Raw genomic sequence first — 17,577 nt, forward strand, 5'->3', positions numbered from 1 at the left:
GGGAGAGGGGACATGATGTCGTCTTCGCCGGCGAGAGCCCCAAGACGGAATTCATCCGAAAACAAGGTTTTCGCGTCCTCCACCTCCATGAGCCGGACCCAAAAACGCTTTTTGACAATATCCGCAAGGGAAAGCTCAGATTCATTAGCGACGCCGAGGTGGAATGGATGGTCGAGGCCGACCTTGCCCTCTTCGAGCAAGTGAAGCCCGACCTTGTTCTTACCGACGGACGCTTCAGCGCGCCCATATCGACGCACATCGCGGGGCTCAGACATGCGGCAATCGTGAACGTTTCGTCCACGGAATACCGGGCGCTTCCCTACATCCCCTTTTTCGACTGGATTCCCGCGAACCTCACTGGCGAAAACACAGCCTTCCGAAAAGGCCTCGACTCGCTGAACCTGAAACTGGAGATGCGTATCTTCGATAACGTCATGAGCATCTTTAAGAAACTGAGCAGGCGACACGGCCTGAAGAAGACCGTTACCGCTACCAACTGCCTCACTGGCAAAGACCTAACCCTCCTGGCGGACATCCCGGAGTACTTCCCGACGAAGAACCTGCCGGGGAACTACTTCTACATCGGCCCGCTCACGTGGCGGAGCCCCCTGGACCCGCCCCCATGGTGGCCGCCCGAAACCGACGGCAGCCCCCTGATCTATATGACCATGGGAACCACCGGCATCGGAGGCGTGTTCCGGCACGTCCATGAACTCATTGAGAAGTCGGATATGAGAGCGATAATCACGACGGGCGGCCAGGCCTCGGATATTAAGTCCGTTGAAGGGAAGATCTATGTGGAGGAGTATATCGACGGGGACCTGGCCACGGAAGCCAGCGACCTCGTGGTCTGCCACGGGGGAAACGGAACCGTTTATCAAGCCCTCCAGCATGGAAAGCCCGTTGTGGGCATACCAACCATAGCCGACCAGAAGTTCAACATGCGGAGAGTCGAAGCCCTCGGCGTGGGCAAAGCCCTGGGGTGGAAAGAATTTTTCAGAAATCCCGGAAAGCTTCTGGAGCCCATCCGAACGGTCATTGAAAAGCCTTCGTATTCCGCAAACGCGTCACGCCTCAGGGATGTCCTCCGTGCCTATCACCCAGCCCAGTCTGCCGCCGATATAATCGAGCAGCGTTTTAGAAGATAGCCCTGTTCTCGAGCAAACGTATTGTATTGGCCTCAACCAAGGGTCATCGGCCCGACACATGGATTTCCGGACCTGCTCTAGTCTGCCAGCTCGTACTTGTCCTCGAGAAAATTGCGCTTGAACCTCTCCACGTCGCTGTCGCTGTCGAGCACCGCATCGAGCTGCCTGGTGAAGGCGATCAGCCTCCCGGACTTCTCCAGGATATCCAGAATCTCGTCCCTGCCGACGTGAGAGAGCCGCGCTATTATGAGGTCGCCCTTTGTCGTCGAGATGAAACCGTATTCCCTGAGTATCTCCTCTATGAGCCGTATTCTCCGCGACCGCTTGGTGATGTCGGTGGCGCCGCCCACAAAGCGGAAATATACATGGTTGTTGCCCGCCCTCTCGCTGCAGAAACAGTCCACCAGGTTGAAATGATAGCCGAACCGCAGGGTAAGGTTCATGTACTCCCTCGAGACGACGGCGATGTTGTTTCCGGCAAAGCCGGCCTGCTCCTGGGCCGGTTCCTGCATGCGCACCATGCTTGAGAGGAAGTCCCTCATGCCCAGCGAGACGGGCTCCGTGTGCCAGGCCCCGGGGTGCATCATGCCCTTGACGATAGCCCGGAGAGGCAGCGACGTAACCTCCTCCACGGATACCTTCTCGCCCTTTCCCTCCACGAGGCCCCCGCCGATATCGATTACATGGATGCCGGCCGGAATGGGAAGGTCGAGCCTCTTGAAGGCGGCATGCCCTTCGGCGTGCACGGAGGCGTCCACCAGGGCCTGCACGGCTTTTTCGTGTATGAACCTCAGGATGTCATGCATGGTCCTGCACTTCTCGGCGGTGAACTCGTCCACTAGGGGGTTGATCAGGTTCAGCGGGGAAATGTATCGCATCAGGTATCTCTTGCGCCTGAACTCATAGAGGTCCTCCATGCTCCTCGAATTCGCGGCCTGTACCTGGAGCAATTCTTCGGCAAGCCCCGCATAGACCGTCGCGCTGCCGTCCTCCTCCGCGCTCAGGGTGATTTCCTGCCCGTGCGCGAGGCTCTGCGTTGCAACCCCGGCGTTTACGACGGCCGGCACTCTGAACTCTCTGCAAATCGAGGCCATGTGGCTTGTAGGCGCTCCGGTGTCGGTTATGATGGCGGCCGCGTAGGGCATGACGCGGACGTACTGGGGAGAATCGTGTTTTGCGACCAGGACCGCCCCTCTCGGAAAATGGTCCAGGTCGGCGGCGTTTTTCACGACGAACACCTTGCCGCCGGCCACACCTTTCTGGACCACCCGGCCCCGATTGGACATCAGGACGGGATACCTGGCAAGAGCCTCCTTGAGCTCGTCCCGGCCCGGGGCAGGGCCCGCGGGGGCTGCCGCCGCCACGAGCGGTCTGGACTGAAGGATGCTCATGCCGCCATCGGCGCCTCTTGCCCATTCCACGTCCTGGGGCCTCTTATAGTAGCGCTCTATCTCCAAGGCGATGGAGGCGAGCTCAAGGGCGTCTTCCTCGCTGAGGCTGGGCTTTGAGCGCATCTCCGGCGGGGTTTCGACCTCCTTGGTCCCGCCTCCCTCCGCCGCCACCGCCATGAGTTGCTTTTCCCCTATCCTGGCTTCCTCCAGGTGCAGCGCCGGTTTCTTGCCCACGATGAAAAGGTCGGCGTCCGTCCTCCCGTCCACGACGGTGCTGCCCAACCCCCAGGCGGCGTTAATGAGGAGGCTCTCCTCGCGGCCGCCCACGGGGTCCGCCGTATAAAGGACGCCGCTTGACCGGGCGTCGACCATCAGAACGCAGCCCACCGGCATCCTGAGGCTCCCGGCGGCGTAGCCGTGCTGCTTTTGATATTGCAGCGCACCCGGTGCAAACAGACTTGCGACGACTTTTCTGTACGCTTCCTTGACGGCCTCCTTCTCCAGAGGCACATTGAGGACCGTCATGAACTGTCCCGCAAAGGAAAGGTCTCCGTCCTCCTCCTCCGCGCTGCTCCTCACCGCGAGGCTGCCCCCGCCGCCCGCGCGCCGGGCGACCGTCGCAACGGCCTCCCCTATCGCCCTGTCGAGCCCGGGCGGAAACTCCCCGGCGGCCACCGCCTCTCTTATTGTTTCGAGCCCGCCCTCCGTATCCGCAGCGTCGCCGGCGGTCAGCATCTGCCGGATGCCGTTGTGCTCCATGTAGGCGTCGTAGGCCGCGCCCGTCAGGGCGAAGGCCTCCGGCACCTTCAGCCCGAGCATGTTCCGGAGTTCCGAAAGGTGGTAGTTCTTGCCCCCGACATCGCGGACCATGTCCCACGAGATGTCGTCGTAGAAGACGACCAGCTTTCCCGAGGCGGGGGCCGTCCCGTAAACCATCGCCCTGATAAGGGAATCGACGCGGTTGAAGGCGCCCGCGGCGTCATGTCTGCCCCCCGTCAGCAGGTCGAAGCGCTCGATCGAACCACGGATATCGGCCGACAGGTCCGCATACGCCTTCCTGACATAATTTATGTCGAAAATGAAATCGCCGCCCAGCTTTTCCCCCATGTCGGTTATGACCATGAGGGCGCGGTTGTTGCTTTCGAGCACCTCCTTGTAAAGCCTGAAGGCCTCTTTCAGGTCGAGCCGTTTCGCGAAGCCCCCCGGGCGACCTTCGAGCTTCCGGAATATCGACCTGACCATTTCGGAGAAAGTTCCCATACGCGCAGCCTCTGGGGCCTACTTCTGAAGGGCCTTCTTTATGGACTCCTTCAGCTCCTTGATTTTCACGGGCTTCGGGAAGAAATCGTTCACGTCCGCCTTGATAGCCTCTATGGCGACGTTCAGGTTGGCGAAGGCCGTAATCATTATGACCTTCGTCTCCGGGCTGAGCTCCTTGACGGTCCTGAGCACCTCCAGCCCGTCTATGCCCTTCATCTTGAGGTCCGTGACCACCACGTCGAACTTCTGCTCCCTGAGCCTCTGGAGGGCCGGCGCACCGCTGAGGAAGGTCTCCACCTCGTAGCCCTCCTGCTCAAGGGAGAGTTTCGCCATGTCCCCGACTATCTTCTCGTCGTCGATAATCATGATTCTGTAACTCATCGTCACACTCCTTCGTTCTCATAAATCGGCAGTTCGACGGTGAACACGGTGCCCTGTCCGACGGTGCTCTCGACCTTTATGTTGCCGTTGTGGTTCTTGATTATCCCGTAGCTCACCCACAGACCCAGCCCCGTGCCGCCCTGCTCCTTCGTGGTGAAGAAAGGGTCGAATATGTGGGAGAGAAATTCGGGCGGTACGCCCTTGCCGGTGTCCCTTATCTCGATTTCCACGGTCCTGCCGGCCTCGCCCTGCCTCGTCGTGATGGACAGGTCGCCGCCCGAGGACATGGACTGTATGGCGTTTATTATCAGATTTACCAGGACCTGCTGTATCTGGTCCTCATCGACGCAGACCTCGGGAAGACGCTTCCCGTATACGATCCTCGTATTTATATTCGAAATGTCCAGCATGTTCTGGACGAGCTTGAGCGTATGCCTCAGGACGTCGTTTATCCCGGATTTCTTCAGGTTGGGCGCCTTGGGCTTGGAGAAATCGAGCAGGTTCCTCACGATGTCCCGTATCCTTTCGGTCTCGGCCTCCACGCGCCCCATGAGCTCCATTCTCTCCTCGTCGCTCAGATTCTTGTAAACCTCGGAATATGCCTGCGCTATCATCGAGATGTTGTTCAGGGGGTTGTTCAGCTCGTGAGCCACTCCCGCGACCAGGATGCCCATGGAAGCCAGTTTCTTCGACTGTATTATCTCCTCCTCGCGCGTCTTGAGCTTCTCCGACATGGTGTTGATGGCGCCTATGACGGAACCGAGCTCGTCCTTCGGCGGGACCATGTCGATTTTCGTGAACGTACCGGCCGAGATGGATTTCGTCAGGGCCTCGATCTCCCGTATGGGCTCCAGGATTTTCCTGGACACCGAGCGGCTCACCACGAGGGCCGAAAGAAGGATGCCGAGAAAGAGGTAATAGAGTATCCTCTTTGACTTGAGGATTATCTCGTTGATGTGTCCCCTCTCCAGGTGCGTTATCCTGTCAGCGAAGGCCTCAAGCTCGTGGCCTTTGGCCCGTACGGCCTTGGCGCTCGCGTCGCTCGTCGACGCGAACCCCTTGACTCTCTCGACCTCGCGCGCGTAGTTTACGAGGTGCCCTCGGAGCTCGTCGAACTGGCTTTCCCCGATGGCGCGGACTATGTCGCCTTTCACGGACCGCAGGGCCTTCATCGTCTCCATTATGTTGCTTTCCAGGTCGGCGAGGGCGTTCGGGTCCTCGTAGAGGAAATAGTTCTTTTCCGAAAGCCTCATCTCCAGGAACGAGACGTTCAGGTCGTCGGCTATCTCGACGAACCGCAGCTTCGTGTTCACGGTATTGAGGTACTGGACCGCGAGAGCCCCTATGAGGGCGATGAGCGCGATGTTGAAGACGTTGGAGAATATTATCTTGCGTTTTATCTTCATCCGTCAGGCCTCGCGCTACTGGCCGCCCCTTGTTATGTCGGCCTGCTCCTTCCGCGCCGGAAGATACCACATCAGGCCGTCCACGGTCATCAGAAGCCCCGAGACGGCCAGTATCAGGTTGAGCCAGGACAGGGGCCTGTACCCGAAATACTTCATGAGGCCCATTCCGACCGAAAAGAACGCCACGCCGCTGCGGATGAAGGCGAGGCCCGTCCTCGCCCGTGCGTAGACGGTCCTGTAGCAGGCCGCCACCGTCCTCTGGGCCGCCAGCATGTTGCGCTCCCGCGCCAGCTGTGTTCGCACCCTGCTGGCGGGGACCGGATATATGAACGTGCAGTAGGGGGGTATGAAGTCCTGCAGGCGGGAGAGCATGGTCTTTTTTATCTCGCCGGGAGCGGCCGCCCCCTCGACGTGGTAGTTCTCGGCGAACTGCACGGTGGCCGCCGTTACCTCCATCAGCGTCTGATGCTCGGGCGGGCTCATCCTCGATCTGCGCACCTTCAGATACCGCGCGAGCCCCAGGGCCGAAAGCACCACGCCGCCGGCCATCATCGCCCAGTGGACGGAAGCCGCAAGGGGGATTTTCTCGGCCAGCAGTATCAGGGCGGTGGAAAGGCCGATGAGGCCGAGGCCCCAGCGGAAGATGGCCAGCGCCGTCCTGGCCGTCGCAAGGTCGGTGCGGTAGCAGGCAAGCCTCGTCCTCCACTGGGCCATGTTGTTTCGCCAGAAGGCGAGTCCTGTTCTTTCGGTGCCTATGATCAGGCCCGGCCGCGCGTTCAGGAAATCCTGTATGAACCACTGGATGTCCTCCTCCAGGGCGACCCTGAATTCCATGTCCCTTCCCTCGAAGAACCTCTCGGCCTGTTCCCTGACCTCGGGGTCCTGCGGGTCGCACGCGGCGATGACCACCGTGTCTCCCTCCATGGTGACCGGGAACCACCGGCTCAGGGAGAGCATCTCCGGGTCCAGCCTCTCAAGCAGCTCCACCGGCACGGGGAGGCGCTCGTCGTACTCGACGCCGGGACGGCGAAAATACTCCGAGAGGGCCTCGAGGAGCGTGCGGCGCGGGACGCCGTACTCGCGGATAAGGACCCTTTCGGGCTCCAGGCCGCGGGCCATCGCCGAATCGAGGGCGCACACGAGCTCCCCTTCGGTCAGAACGCCCTTCCGCAAAAGAGGGCCGTATGTCCGGAGGCTTCTGTCAGATGTCATCATGGCTGAAAACCACCTTCCCCCAGCACCGCGGAGAGGTGCCGTAGTCCGGAATGCTCATCTCCAGGTCTCCGAAACAGTATGGGAGCTGCCTCTTCACCTTCTCGGCGGGGAAATACCAGACGAGGCCGTTTACCACGAGGATGAGGCCCGTCAGTATCAGCACGGCGTCGAAGGCCGTCCAGGGGAGGCTGCCCACGCCGAAGAATATCAACAGCCCAATGCCCACGGCCGACATGCTCAGGCCTGTTCGTATGAACGCCATTGCAGTCCTGGACCTCGCCATGATCGTCCTCAACCGGGCCATCAGGTTCCTCCGTTCCGCGAGCACGGTGCGTTCCAGGGCCAGTCCCGACGTGCCCCATATGGAGGGCGACTGGCAGGCCTTCACCGCGCCCAAGCCGGCGTAGGCGTCCCGTGACCTGTAAAAGCGCGGGAAGGCGAAGTCCCAGATGCTCTCCCGGGCCAGGGCGTTTCTCACCGCCCTGAGCCCTTCGTTTGCCGCACTGCGCCCCGGCAGGTACCAGTGAAAGCTCTCCACGGCGGCTATGGCGCCGAAGGCTATCAGGGCGGCGTCGAAGACCGTCCAGGGGCTTGCAGGGAAATGCCTCAGCAGCCCGATGCCGAGCCCCGCAAAGGCTATGCCCGTGCGCGTGAAAGCCAGCCCGGTGCGGGCTTTTGCCATCGTGGTCCTCATGGACGCAAGAGCGGTCCTCTCCTCGGCCATCTCGGTCCTGTCGTTTGCCAAAAACCTCCTCCTCTCCACCGGAGACAGGTCCGCCCAGTCCTCGCGCAGCTGCTCCGCTCCCCCCACGACGCGGCTTCTGGCAAACTCGGGCGCGTTGCCGGGGTTGGATACCTCCAGCACGGTGAACCCCTCGGTGGGTCCGGTCTGCGCATAATCGAGCTTCTGTAAGGCGATGGGCCGCGCGGAAAAATACCACTTGAACCCGTCAAAGACTGCAGCGACCCCCGCCGTCAGCAGGGGAAGCGCCAGCAGCAATATGTAGCTTTCCCCGAAGAACCTGTAAAGGGCGATGGAGATTGTTACGAACGCGATGCCGGTCCGCAGAAACGAAAGTCCCGTCCTTCCCTTGGCAAGCGCCGTCCTTTGCCTCGACAGCGAGGTGCGCCTGTCGGCGAGAAACGTCCTGACCAGGGCCAGCGGCGTCCTGCCGGCCGAGGGCGGGAAGTCCGGGTTCAGGTCCTGGTTGTTTTCGATTATCCTGATGAGGTCCTCGGGCAAGGCCACCGTGAACTGGACATCGTGCACGCCCAGGGTCCTCTTTATGTCCTCAACAACGGCGGGGTCCCGGGGGTTGCACGCGATGACCTCGGCTTTGCCCTCGAACACCGAGACCGGGAACCACAGCGCCGACTTCAGCCTCTCGGCGTCGACGAGCTCCAGTACCTTGAAGGAAACGAGGATGTCCTCTTCATATTCCACAAACGGGAGGTCATAATAGTGGCTCAGGCACAAGAGGACCTCGTACTTGGGCACGCCCCGTTCAATCAGCACATCCCCGGTGCGCTTGCCCGAAGTCCTCGCTTCCCTGGCAATGCCGTGAAGGCCCGCGCGGTCCAGAAGCCCGCGCCTGACCAGACGCTCATACACTTCAGATGACATCCGATTTCTCTCCGTGCGCGTTTCTTCCTCTATTTTAGATAACTCTTTGTATTTTTTGCAAAAAGTAGTTTATGCCGTTTCATTTTGAAAAGGCTGCCTTCCGGTCTCGGGACTTCCAGAGATATTCGCCCCCTGCTCGCGGCGCACTTCCGACCGGGGGAGAGGACATATCGCGCTGTTCTCTGAGAGAGGGAATCGCAGGGCGGTCAGTCACGGAAGACGTAGGAGATGACGTCTTTGCTCACGGAGTTCCAGTAGACCCAGTCGTCCGTAAAGGCGATGGCATCCGCCCGCTCCGGGGCGTTCTTCCTGATGCGGAAGATATCCGCCTCCGAGAACAGTTCCCGGGTCGGCTGGGCGTCTTCTTGCTCCTGCCCGGTGCTTCTCGTCCGGATGGCGTAAACGGCGTCATCCAGCTCCTCGAGGTCCCCTTCGAGGTCTTTCAGAAGGATGTATTTCATCGCCAAGCCCCTCTGATATTACGTTTTTCGACCCCTGGTGTCAAGGCAACGGGGGGGAGCTATGAGTACTTTCGGCAGCCCTTCCCCCATACGCGCGGCAATGGAAACCCCTCTGCCGTGCCGCTCCCCGGGCGTTCCTTGACTATCAAAGGTTTTTATGGAATTATAAGTGCGGGGAGGTAAAGGGGATATCGAGGCCTACAGGTATCAGGAATTCCTGTATCTCGTCGTGCCTGTTGTCCTGGGGCTTGAATTTTTCGCCACCGGGAGGGACGAGCGTGCTTATAAGGCAGAAGCGCATTTAGGCTCGTATTTTCTGGATTTTTTCGGCTTTATCTTCATTTCCCTTATCCCCGCCCTCTTCATCTTCACCATCTGGGCCGTGGAAACGCACCCCTTCAACATCATGGAAGACACCCTGGCCCGTTTCGACCGCTACGGGGTCATGTTCATGTTCCTCGGGGCATGGTGGCAGGTATATATCATCGGGGCCCTGAGGGTTCACCGGATGAGAAAGAAACAGGATTTTCGGCAGACCCGCATGTGGGGGCCTTTTCTCGGGCTGGGCTTTTATATCTCCTTTCTGGTGCTCTGGGTCTCGCCCTGGAACATGAAATGGGCGTCCGTCCTGTGGTTCGCCTTGCTCGCCGCCATCATGGGGGGACTCCGGGTGCGCCCCCAGAAGATAGAAAAGACGCTCTGGATTCTGGCCGCAATCACGTTCTTCTTGGAGAACATCATCTTCGCCTGGCTTGAAGCCGTCGTCTGACTCCATCCCTCTGGCCCCTTGTAAAAGCCCTTTTCCCTGTAGTAAAGGGTCCTTTCTCCTGATATAATCCATGTAAAATTTTTTGAAAGGAACCTTTCGCATGTACATCGTCATGGTCGCCCCGGAGTGCGCTCCGGTTGCCAAGGTCGGTGGGCTTGCCGACGTCGTCTACGGGCTGAGCAGGGAGCTGGAAATGAGGGGGCATTCCGTGGAGATCATCCTGCCCAAGTACAACTGCATGCGGTACGACCAGATTTACGCCCTGCAACCCGTCTACAACGACCTCTGGGTCCCCTGCTACGACTACTGGGTGCACTGCACCGTCTTCTTCGGTTTCGTCCACGGGAGGAAGTGCTTCTTCATAGACGCCCACTCAAGCCGGGACTTCTTCAACAGGGGGGTCTTCTACGGCCATCATGACGACCCGGAGAGGTTCGCCTTCTTCTCGCGGGCGGCCCTCGAGTTCATGTTCAAGGCGGGCAAGCACCCCGAGGTCATCCACTGCCACGACTGGCAGACCGGGCTGGTGCCCGTGCTGCTTTTTGACGTCTACAAATGGCTCGGCATGACCCATCCCCGCGTCTGCTACACGCTGCACAACCTCATGCACCAGGGGGTCACCGGCCCGCACGTCCTGCACGAGACGGGACTGCACGACATGGGGTATTACATGAACGAAACGCGCGTCAGGGACAACTTCAACCCCTCCGCCGTGAACATGATGAAGGGGGGCGTCGTCTATGCGAACTTCGTCACCACCGTCTCCCCCCACTATGCCTGGGAGATTCTTCATACCGACCAGGGCTTCGGCCTGGGGCACACCCTCAACGTCCACGCGGCCAAGTTCGGGGGGGTGCTGAACGGAATCGACTACGACGTCTGGAACCCCGAGACAGACCCCCACATCCCCCAGCGTTACGGTATCGCCACCCTGGAGGGCAAGTACGCCAACAAAGATGCCCTCCGAGACAGGCTCTGGCTGAGAAAGGAGTTCAAGCCTATCGTCTCCTACGTGGGGCGGCTGGACCATCAGAAGGGGGTGCACCTCATCCGGCACGCCATCTTTTACGCTCTGGCACACGGCTGCCAGTTCGTCCTTCTGGGCTCGAGCCCCGACAGGGGCATCAACGACCACTTCTGGCACCTGAAGAGCTACCTCAACGACAACCCCGACTGCCACCTGGAGGTCGGGTACAACGAAGAGCTGGCGCATCTCGTCTACGCCGGCTCCGACATGATGGTGGTCCCCAGCCTCTTCGAGCCCTGCGGCCTTACCCAGATGATTGCCATGAAGTACGGCACGGTGCCCGTCGTGCGCGAGGTGGGCGGGCTCAGCGACACGGTCTTTGACGCCGACTACGCCCGCAGGCCCTACCACGAGCGGAACGGCTACTCCTTCAGGGACCCCAATTACCAGGGCCTGGAATCCGCCCTGCACCGGGCCATCGGGATGTGGTACGCCTATCCCCGGCACTTCCGCGAGCTCATGGAAAACGGCATGCGGTATGACTTCTCCTGGAAGCACCCCGGGGAGCACTACCTGAACATCTACGAGCACATCCGGGACAAATAGGCCGGGACGCCTACTCCCCTTCCTCCTCCTCTCGGGCCGGCTCCTCGCGCCTGGTGACGAGGACGATGCCCTGTCCGGGACGAAGGTCGTAGCTGAAGGGCGAGGGTATGTAATCCAGGCGGTGCTCCACGGAGACGTCCGTGAGGGGGGCCTTTGACTGCATGTACTTCTGGAGGCTTTCCACCTCGAAATGCTGCTTGCCGTGCACGTCCTTGTTCAGGATGACCAGGGCCTCGTCCATGGCCTCGCAGGAGCATTTCCACATGAGGAGCACCGCGGGGTTTCCGTCATGCAGAAAGTCGGTGACGGACTCCTCCTGGAAAACCGTGTAGCTCTCCTTCAAGCGATTGACATCCCTGATGTACTCCCGCAAGTCGATGCCCGTTTCCTCCCAGTCCGCGGGCGTCGTCTCCACGACATGGGGCTTGCGCCGGAAGCCGAACTCGAAGCCCATGAGGACCATGACGCCGGCCGAAAAGAGAGCGGAGAAAAGGTATCGCTGCTTGATGGCCTCGACGTTGCCGTCAAGCTCCCGGGCCAGTCTGACGGTGTCATGGCTTTCGGGAAACCCGATGGAGGCGGCGATGCCACGGGTCAGGTTATACTGCTCGATGAGCCACGCGCTCTTGAAGTCCCACCAGCGGGAGCTGTTGAAGATGTAGTCGAAGCCGGTGGCGGCCGTCTTTCGGGTCTGGTCGGCGGTGCAGCCCAGGGTCTCGGCGAAGAACCTCACCCCGTTATGCTTTTCCCTGGTCTCCCTGATAAGCCTCTTCCAGAGGCTCCCCGGAAGCTGGTAGGCGGCATCGCACCGGAAGCCGTGGAAACCCAGGCCCACCAGGTACTCCACAACGCTCTTGCAGAACCGATAGAGGCCCTCCTTGTCCTTCGTCTTCCGGTGGGCGAACCTGGCCAGGTCTCCCCAGACCACGGTCCTGCCGTTTTCGTCCGCGGAGGGGTGGACGACCTCCCCGTTCTTCTGCCACTCGAACCACTCCGGATGCTCCTTGAGAAGGGGAGAGTCCACGGCGCAGTGGTTGATGACGAGGTCCGCCATCAGCTTAAGCCCCAGGCCTTCCGCCTTCCGGACCACGGCCCGCACCTGCTCTTCGGGGGAGTGCTCGTCCGACGGGTCGACGAATTTCCCGTTAATGCCGAAATAGTCCTTGATGGAGTACAGGCTGCCCGACATGCCCGGCTGCTGGATGGTGTTGACGAAAATCCAGTTGAAGCCCATCTCCGCGGCACGCTCGAGATGGGGGCCCCAACCGGTGAATTTCCCTGCAAGGGGCGGGAAGAGGTTGTAGATGAACATCTTCTCGGGTTTCCTCATGTCACTCTCCTTGAGCAGTCGTCTTGTACAGGGGCGCCTGGCATATGAGAGACGAAAGCAGGTTTCCGTTCTCCGTAAGAACCCCAAGCCAGTGGTTCATGCGTTCGGCGTTGGTCAGGTCTCTCCAGTGGCCGAAAAGGGGGCGGGCGTCGCCCAGGGGGACCCGTCCCCCCGAGGGGTGTATCTCGAGGGTGAAGGACAGCCCCTCGGGCCACATGGCACGGAGGCTCGTCCGTATAATCTCCGAAAGCCCGGAGGGCCCGTACATGGGCGTGAGAGAGCGCCTCCCCTTGTAAGCAAAAGGGATGGGAACGGCGGCCAGAAAGCTCAGGTGGTCGGAGACCCCGAAGGGGCTTTCGGCGTAAAGCGGATGTGCATCATGAAGGTGAAAGTGTATGGGTTTTCCGTAAGCGCTCAGGGCACGCACCATGGAGAGGACCACGGGCAGGGCGGAGCGCACGGCTTCTTCCACCTCGTCCACCACGTCAATCAGCAGAGGGTCGTCCGGCCGGAGCCCGCAAAGGTCCTCTCCCGGATGGCCCTTCCCGTATTGCGCCCGGGCCTTCCGGAGGCCCACGTGCCCTATGTCCACGCACGCGCTCACAGAGGGAGTATCCCGCAATCCATGGAAAAGTTCAAGATATGCCTCCGGCTCAAGTCCCGAGGCGTACTCTATGAAAAGGAGCACTGCGGCATCCATCGCCTCAAGCTCCCGTGAAACGGCCCGGACCGCCTCCACGTACCGGGCCGCCTGGGTGGCGCACTCCGGCTGGTCGTGCAGGACCAGGGCCCCCAGGCCCTCCGCCCCTCGCCCGGCAAATTCCATGACCCTCGCTCTGCCGCTCTCCGTCAGGATGTCGGCATCCCGGGGAAGATGAAGAAACGTCCCCTCGGGCGATGAGGGGGCGAAGGAAAGCAGCCAGGGAACCTGCTCGGGGCTCTCCCCGTAGCACTCGGCCCCCATGCCCGCCTGCTCAAACCGGAGGCGGGCAAGCTCAAGGAGAGCGTCATCGCCCTCTATCCTCTTCTCGAAGAGTCCCGCCACACGGGGTATCGGCCAGCGAGAGAAAACGACGTCTCCGCTTTTCATCTCCCGAGGCCCCCTATCCCCTGCTGGGCCCTTGACTGGAGAAAATAAACGTCGTCGCCCACCACGGCGCCCTCGATGTCCTGGGGCCTGCCGAACGCCCTCTCCATGAGGAGCGCGCCCCGGAGGAGACGGCGGCCAAGGGCGCTCCGATACGCCCCGTCGGTGGTCAGGGGAACCCTGGAGTAGTCCACCACGCCCCGCCCCGGTCCTCCCTCGGCGGCAAAAAGGGCGCGGCTCATGTCGGCGAAGGAAAGCATCCTTACCTCCCCGGACCGGCGAAGGCAGAGCATCCTGTAGGGGGAACCCTCCACCCGGGCCGATGCCAGCGTCTCGCCCGGGCCCGGGACAAGCTCGACGTACATTTCAGAGGCTTTGCCGCTTATGGGGTTTACGGTGTTGATGATAAAGGAGAGGTCCGGGACGAGCATGGGCTGGATGAAGACCGCCATGTGGACGCGGTCCGAGGGAATACGGGCATCCTTCCGGGCCAGAACGGCCCGCCCGGTCCAGAGCGATGCCCACACCTGCCGGATGGCGGTGGGAAGCCCCTCCCGGGGCACGTTGCCCACGGAGTCGTGAAGGCCCGCGGCGGCGAAGTTTTCCAGGTCCTCGGTGCTGGCGCTTGAGCGGACCATGAAACGGTCCGTGCCGGGAAGAAGGCCGGCCGCCCTTTCGATGATGCCAGCGGGGACCTCCAGGTTTTCCAGGATATGCCGGAGCCCTCCCAGGGCGCGTTCTCTTTCTTTCGCCGGCATCTCCGGGACGGAGCGGGAGATTTCCCTGTACCGAGCCCCCTTCCCGGCCGCTGCTATCGCCTCCTCCATGACGCCGAAGGGGAGGACCGCGCCCTTCAGGGCGCGAAACGGCGCGCCGTCCTTGCCCGCCAGCTCCAAAAGGCGGTGGGCGTTGAAAGCCTTCGCGCCTCCCGTCTCCGGCGCGACCTCCTGAAGGGGTATGACGGGGCTTTCCACGGAAAGGACGACCCCGGGCACGGAGACGGGCCCATGCATCCGTGGCTCCGCTTCTCCGCCCGTAGAGGGCTCGATGGTGACGTCCTCGGGGGATGCCTCCAGCATCACCGTCTCCCCCGAGCGGCTCTTGAGGGCCGCGAAGGCGGCCCTGTCGCCGCACGCGGCAAAGACGACGCCCTTTTGCCGGGCCCGCACCCCCAGATGGGAGAGATGGGGAAGCTCATGGCCCAGGACAAGGCCGGAGAGGCGAGCGGGGATTTCCTCGTCTCCCTCCGCCCTCTCGAGGACCGCTATCAGGGCGCCCGGCTCCTGGCCCTCGGCCTGGGCCATCTCTTTCAGGACGACCAGGCGGCCCCTGGCCCGCCCCGGCACCAGCACGTCCCAGAGGGGAAGGCGGCCCATGAAACGCACGTTCTTGAGCAAAGTGGAACACAGCCTGGAGAGTTGAAAGACCACGTTTCCCCGTATGTCCCCTTCCGTGAACGTACGGATTGCGTGCTCATCCACGCCGAGCAGACGCCCCAGGCGCTCCACCCTCCCGGGGAAAAGCGCCAGGACCCTCGGCGGCAAAACCCCGGGACAGGCTCTGAAGCTCGTTTTGGACAGCCTCGCACTCACGGGAGGAAATGCCGCTCAGCCCGACATTGGAAACGCCGAGAACAAGAGCGTCCAGCGCCGTCCGCCACGGGAAATTATCGGCAGGCATGGAATCGAGCCGGTTGACCATCTCGCTTTCAAGAACAAAGGCATGGTCCTCCAGGGCAATCTCCGAGAGCCTGAGGAGCTGTAAGCGCTGGTCCTTCCTCCGGGCCTCTTCAAGGAGGCGCCCCCTCAGGTCCGTAAGAAGGCCGACGAGCTTGACGTTCCCCTCGAGACTCCGTTCCCGCTGCTTCCTGGCCCGGAGAAACCTCTTTATATGGCTTGCGCTTTCGGTGCCTTTCTCCAGCAAGGCCCTAAGCCTCTCTTCGAGGCTGGTGGCGCTGAAAAACTCCTTTAACTCTTCGTGAAATATCTGAAACTCCCTTACAAAATCCCTGGAGTAGCCGGCCCCCGGGGCGGTTATGCGCTTGAGGATCCTCTCCGAGGTCCTCAGGTCCTCGGGACCGGCGCTCCGGTGCAGCTTGTTCTGAAGCGCCGTCTTTATCTCCCTCTTGAGCTCCTTGGGGATGTCGCCCCGGTGGGCGATATCGCGGATGCGGGTCAGGGGCTCGGCCCTCATGAAGGCCCTGTCGTAAGAGGGAAGCCAAGGGAGGATTTTTCTGGCGACAAGGGCCTCCTCCTCGCCTGCCACCTCACTGAGGCGCCCGTCGATGTCCCTGGCGGCCCGGGCATGGTGCACGGGCCGGTAATGGCCGCCGGATTCCTCCGCACGGACCTGGCCGGTCCCCAGGAACCTGAGATAGATGGCCGCGTAGATAAGCTCATCCAGGGAAGGCCGCGGCTCCTTCGAGAGGAAATCCCGCACCCACTCCAGCTTCTCCCGCCAGCTCCGGTTCTCCCCGTCGGCCCGGGCGATGGCCTCCGCAGCGTCCTCCGGAGGGCGTGCAGCCCTGGCCCACCCGGTCCTCTCCCTCCTGACGGGCTTTTTCTCTTTGGGCAGGGTCTTTATCATGTCCAGGAGCCGCTCCCGCGCCTGAAGCAAAAGCTCGGGCGGCTCGGGCCACTGCTCGAAGATGACAGCCCCGTCGAAGCCCCTGGCGCGAAGGCGCTTGAAAAGCCCTTCCAGCCCCTTCGGGTCCGCGCCGGCAGGCCCGGAGAAGACCGGAAGGTGGCTGTCCGCGTCTCCGTAGTTCTCATGCAGGTGTACATGGATGATGGGAACCCGTTCGTCCAGGGCATCGACGAACCTCAGGTAATCGTTCCGCGTGGCCGGATAGAGGTTGGCGTGGCCCACATCGAGGCAAAGCCCCGCGGCACCGCTGTTTTTGTCACCTCGCAGGAGGCCGAAAAGCCGGTTTATCTCATCCGGCCCCGTCTCCACGGTATTCTCGATGGCCACACGGAGCCCCGACCGCGCCGCCTCATCGAGGACCGGGGTGATCGCCTCCCGGTAGTAGCTCACGCCCCTTTCCCCCGAGAAATGGACGACCACCAGGCCGGCGCCCAGGCTCCGGGCGAGGCCCATGGCCTTCCGCATCCTCTCGTCTCCTTCGGCGCCAAGGGGGCTTGCCGGCCACGGGACGTGCACGGAGAGGGCCATCTTCCGTCTGCTGGCCTCCCGGCGTATCCAGCCCCTCGTTTCTTCATCCAGTGGGACCCGTTCTCCCCCATTATTTTCACGGGCGGCGTCTCCCGGAGCCGGGCGGTGGTGCAGCATATCACGTCCATTATCCAAAAGGAGATCATCGTGGACCCAACGGGGGTTTACGGGGCCCTGGGCGCCGCATTTCTCCTGTTTGACGAATGGCGCGAAAACGACACCGTGGGTTTCAGGTCGGTGACCGATATGCTGCGGCCCGGAACCGTTCAGAAAAAATACGGTCATGCCCCGCTCACCTTGACCCTTTCCAATTATCCGGATTTCGGCGGGGATGAAGCGTATGACTATGTGTCTGCGGATGCCGGCGGGTCCTATCCGGTGGAAGTGGATATCTATGACCCCCTGATCCCTCCCAATGGCTGGGAGGTGTTCCTGGGGATGGATATCGGATCCACAAGTACCAAGGCGGTGTTGCTGAATGCGGACGGCCGGATCATGGCCGGCTTCTACACAAGCACCGCCGGAAGGCCGGTGGCCGCGGTTCAGAACGTATTGTCAGCCATCAATGACCTGAGTGAAAAGAAAAGCATGAAACTGTGCATCAAGGGCGCCGCAACCACCGGCTCGGGACGGAAATTCGCCGGTAAAATCATGGGGGCGGATCGGATCATCGATGAGATCACGGCCCACGCCAGAGCCGCCTGTGAGATTGATCCGGATGTGGACACCATCATCGAGATCGGCGGGCAGGATTCGAA

14 protein-coding genes are annotated in these 17,577 nt (G+C 61.5%); 4 read left to right on the forward strand and 10 right to left on the reverse strand.

Translation table 11 applies throughout. The features are described from left to right. A partial coding sequence (locus tag P8Y39_08765) for a glycosyltransferase (GenBank protein MEJ2192422.1) occupies positions 1–1,148 on the forward strand: 1,148 nt, incomplete at its 5' end. Positions 1,149–1,225: 77 nt separating this feature from the next. Here P8Y39_08765 and P8Y39_08770 read toward each other — a convergent pair. The 6 genes from P8Y39_08770 to P8Y39_08795 form a co-directional block, all read right to left on the reverse strand. Further along, positions 1,226–3,799, reverse strand: coding sequence for a PEP/pyruvate-binding domain-containing protein (locus P8Y39_08770; GenBank protein MEJ2192423.1), 2,574 nt, complete (start codon positions 3,797–3,799; stop codon positions 1,226–1,228). An 18-nt stretch (positions 3,800–3,817) separates the two neighbouring features. Next, complete coding sequence (locus P8Y39_08775; GenBank protein ID MEJ2192424.1) at positions 3,818–4,180, reverse strand: response regulator; 363 nt, start codon at positions 4,178–4,180, stop codon at positions 3,818–3,820. Between the two features lie 2 nt (positions 4,181–4,182). After that, positions 4,183–5,586, reverse strand: a complete 1,404-nt coding sequence (locus P8Y39_08780; protein MEJ2192425.1) for an ATP-binding protein — start codon at positions 5,584–5,586, stop codon at positions 4,183–4,185. 15 nt (positions 5,587–5,601) lie between these two features. Beyond that, positions 5,602–6,801, reverse strand: coding sequence for a type II secretion protein (locus tag P8Y39_08785; protein ID MEJ2192426.1), 1,200 nt, complete (start codon positions 6,799–6,801; stop codon positions 5,602–5,604). Further along, positions 6,788–8,425 (reverse strand): DUF202 domain-containing protein, encoded by a 1,638-nt coding sequence (locus P8Y39_08790; GenBank protein ID MEJ2192427.1) that lies wholly within the window; start codon positions 8,423–8,425, stop codon positions 6,788–6,790. Before P8Y39_08790 ends, P8Y39_08785 begins: the two co-directional genes overlap by 14 nt. 206 nt (positions 8,426–8,631) lie before the next feature. Further along, complete coding sequence (locus P8Y39_08795; protein ID MEJ2192428.1) at positions 8,632–8,886, reverse strand: hypothetical protein; 255 nt, start codon at positions 8,884–8,886, stop codon at positions 8,632–8,634. 169 nt (positions 8,887–9,055) lie between these two features. Between P8Y39_08795 and P8Y39_08800 the strand changes: the two genes are divergently transcribed. Beyond that, entirely contained in the window at positions 9,056–9,655 is a 600-nt protein-coding gene (locus P8Y39_08800) for a hypothetical protein (protein ID MEJ2192429.1), read from the forward strand. Positions 9,656–9,755: 100 nt separating this feature from the next. Continuing rightward, entirely contained in the window at positions 9,756–11,228 is a 1,473-nt protein-coding gene (locus tag P8Y39_08805; protein MEJ2192430.1) for a glycogen synthase, read from the forward strand. A 10-nt stretch (positions 11,229–11,238) separates the two neighbouring features. On the opposite strand, the gene P8Y39_08810 is transcribed toward P8Y39_08805, so the two are convergent. Genes P8Y39_08810 through P8Y39_08825 form a run of 4 tightly spaced genes read right to left on the reverse strand, consistent with a single transcriptional unit; the run spans position 11,239 to position 16,819 of the window. Further along, positions 11,239–12,558: an alpha-amylase family glycosyl hydrolase gene (locus P8Y39_08810; GenBank protein MEJ2192431.1), complete on the reverse strand. Its 1,320-nt coding sequence runs from the start codon at positions 12,556–12,558 to the stop codon at positions 11,239–11,241. Between the two features lies 1 nt (position 12,559). Next, entirely contained in the window at positions 12,560–13,648 is a 1,089-nt protein-coding gene (locus P8Y39_08815) for a hypothetical protein (GenBank protein MEJ2192432.1), read from the reverse strand. Continuing rightward, entirely contained in the window at positions 13,645–15,153 is a 1,509-nt protein-coding gene (locus P8Y39_08820) for a PEP/pyruvate-binding domain-containing protein (protein MEJ2192433.1), read from the reverse strand. The genes P8Y39_08815 and P8Y39_08820 overlap by 4 nt, the downstream gene beginning before the upstream one ends. Then, positions 15,119–16,819 (reverse strand): sugar phosphate isomerase/epimerase, encoded by a 1,701-nt coding sequence (locus P8Y39_08825; GenBank protein MEJ2192434.1) that lies wholly within the window; start codon positions 16,817–16,819, stop codon positions 15,119–15,121. Before P8Y39_08825 ends, P8Y39_08820 begins: the two co-directional genes overlap by 35 nt. Positions 16,820–16,924: 105 nt before the next feature. On the opposite strand from P8Y39_08825, the gene P8Y39_08830 reads away from it, so the two are divergent. After that, positions 16,925–17,577 (forward strand): BadF/BadG/BcrA/BcrD ATPase family protein (locus P8Y39_08830; protein MEJ2192435.1); only part of this gene is annotated, 653 nt, incomplete at its 3' end.

Source organism: Nitrospirota bacterium (assembly GCA_037386965.1).
GTDB lineage: Bacteria > Nitrospirota > Thermodesulfovibrionia > Thermodesulfovibrionales > JdFR-86 > JARRLN01.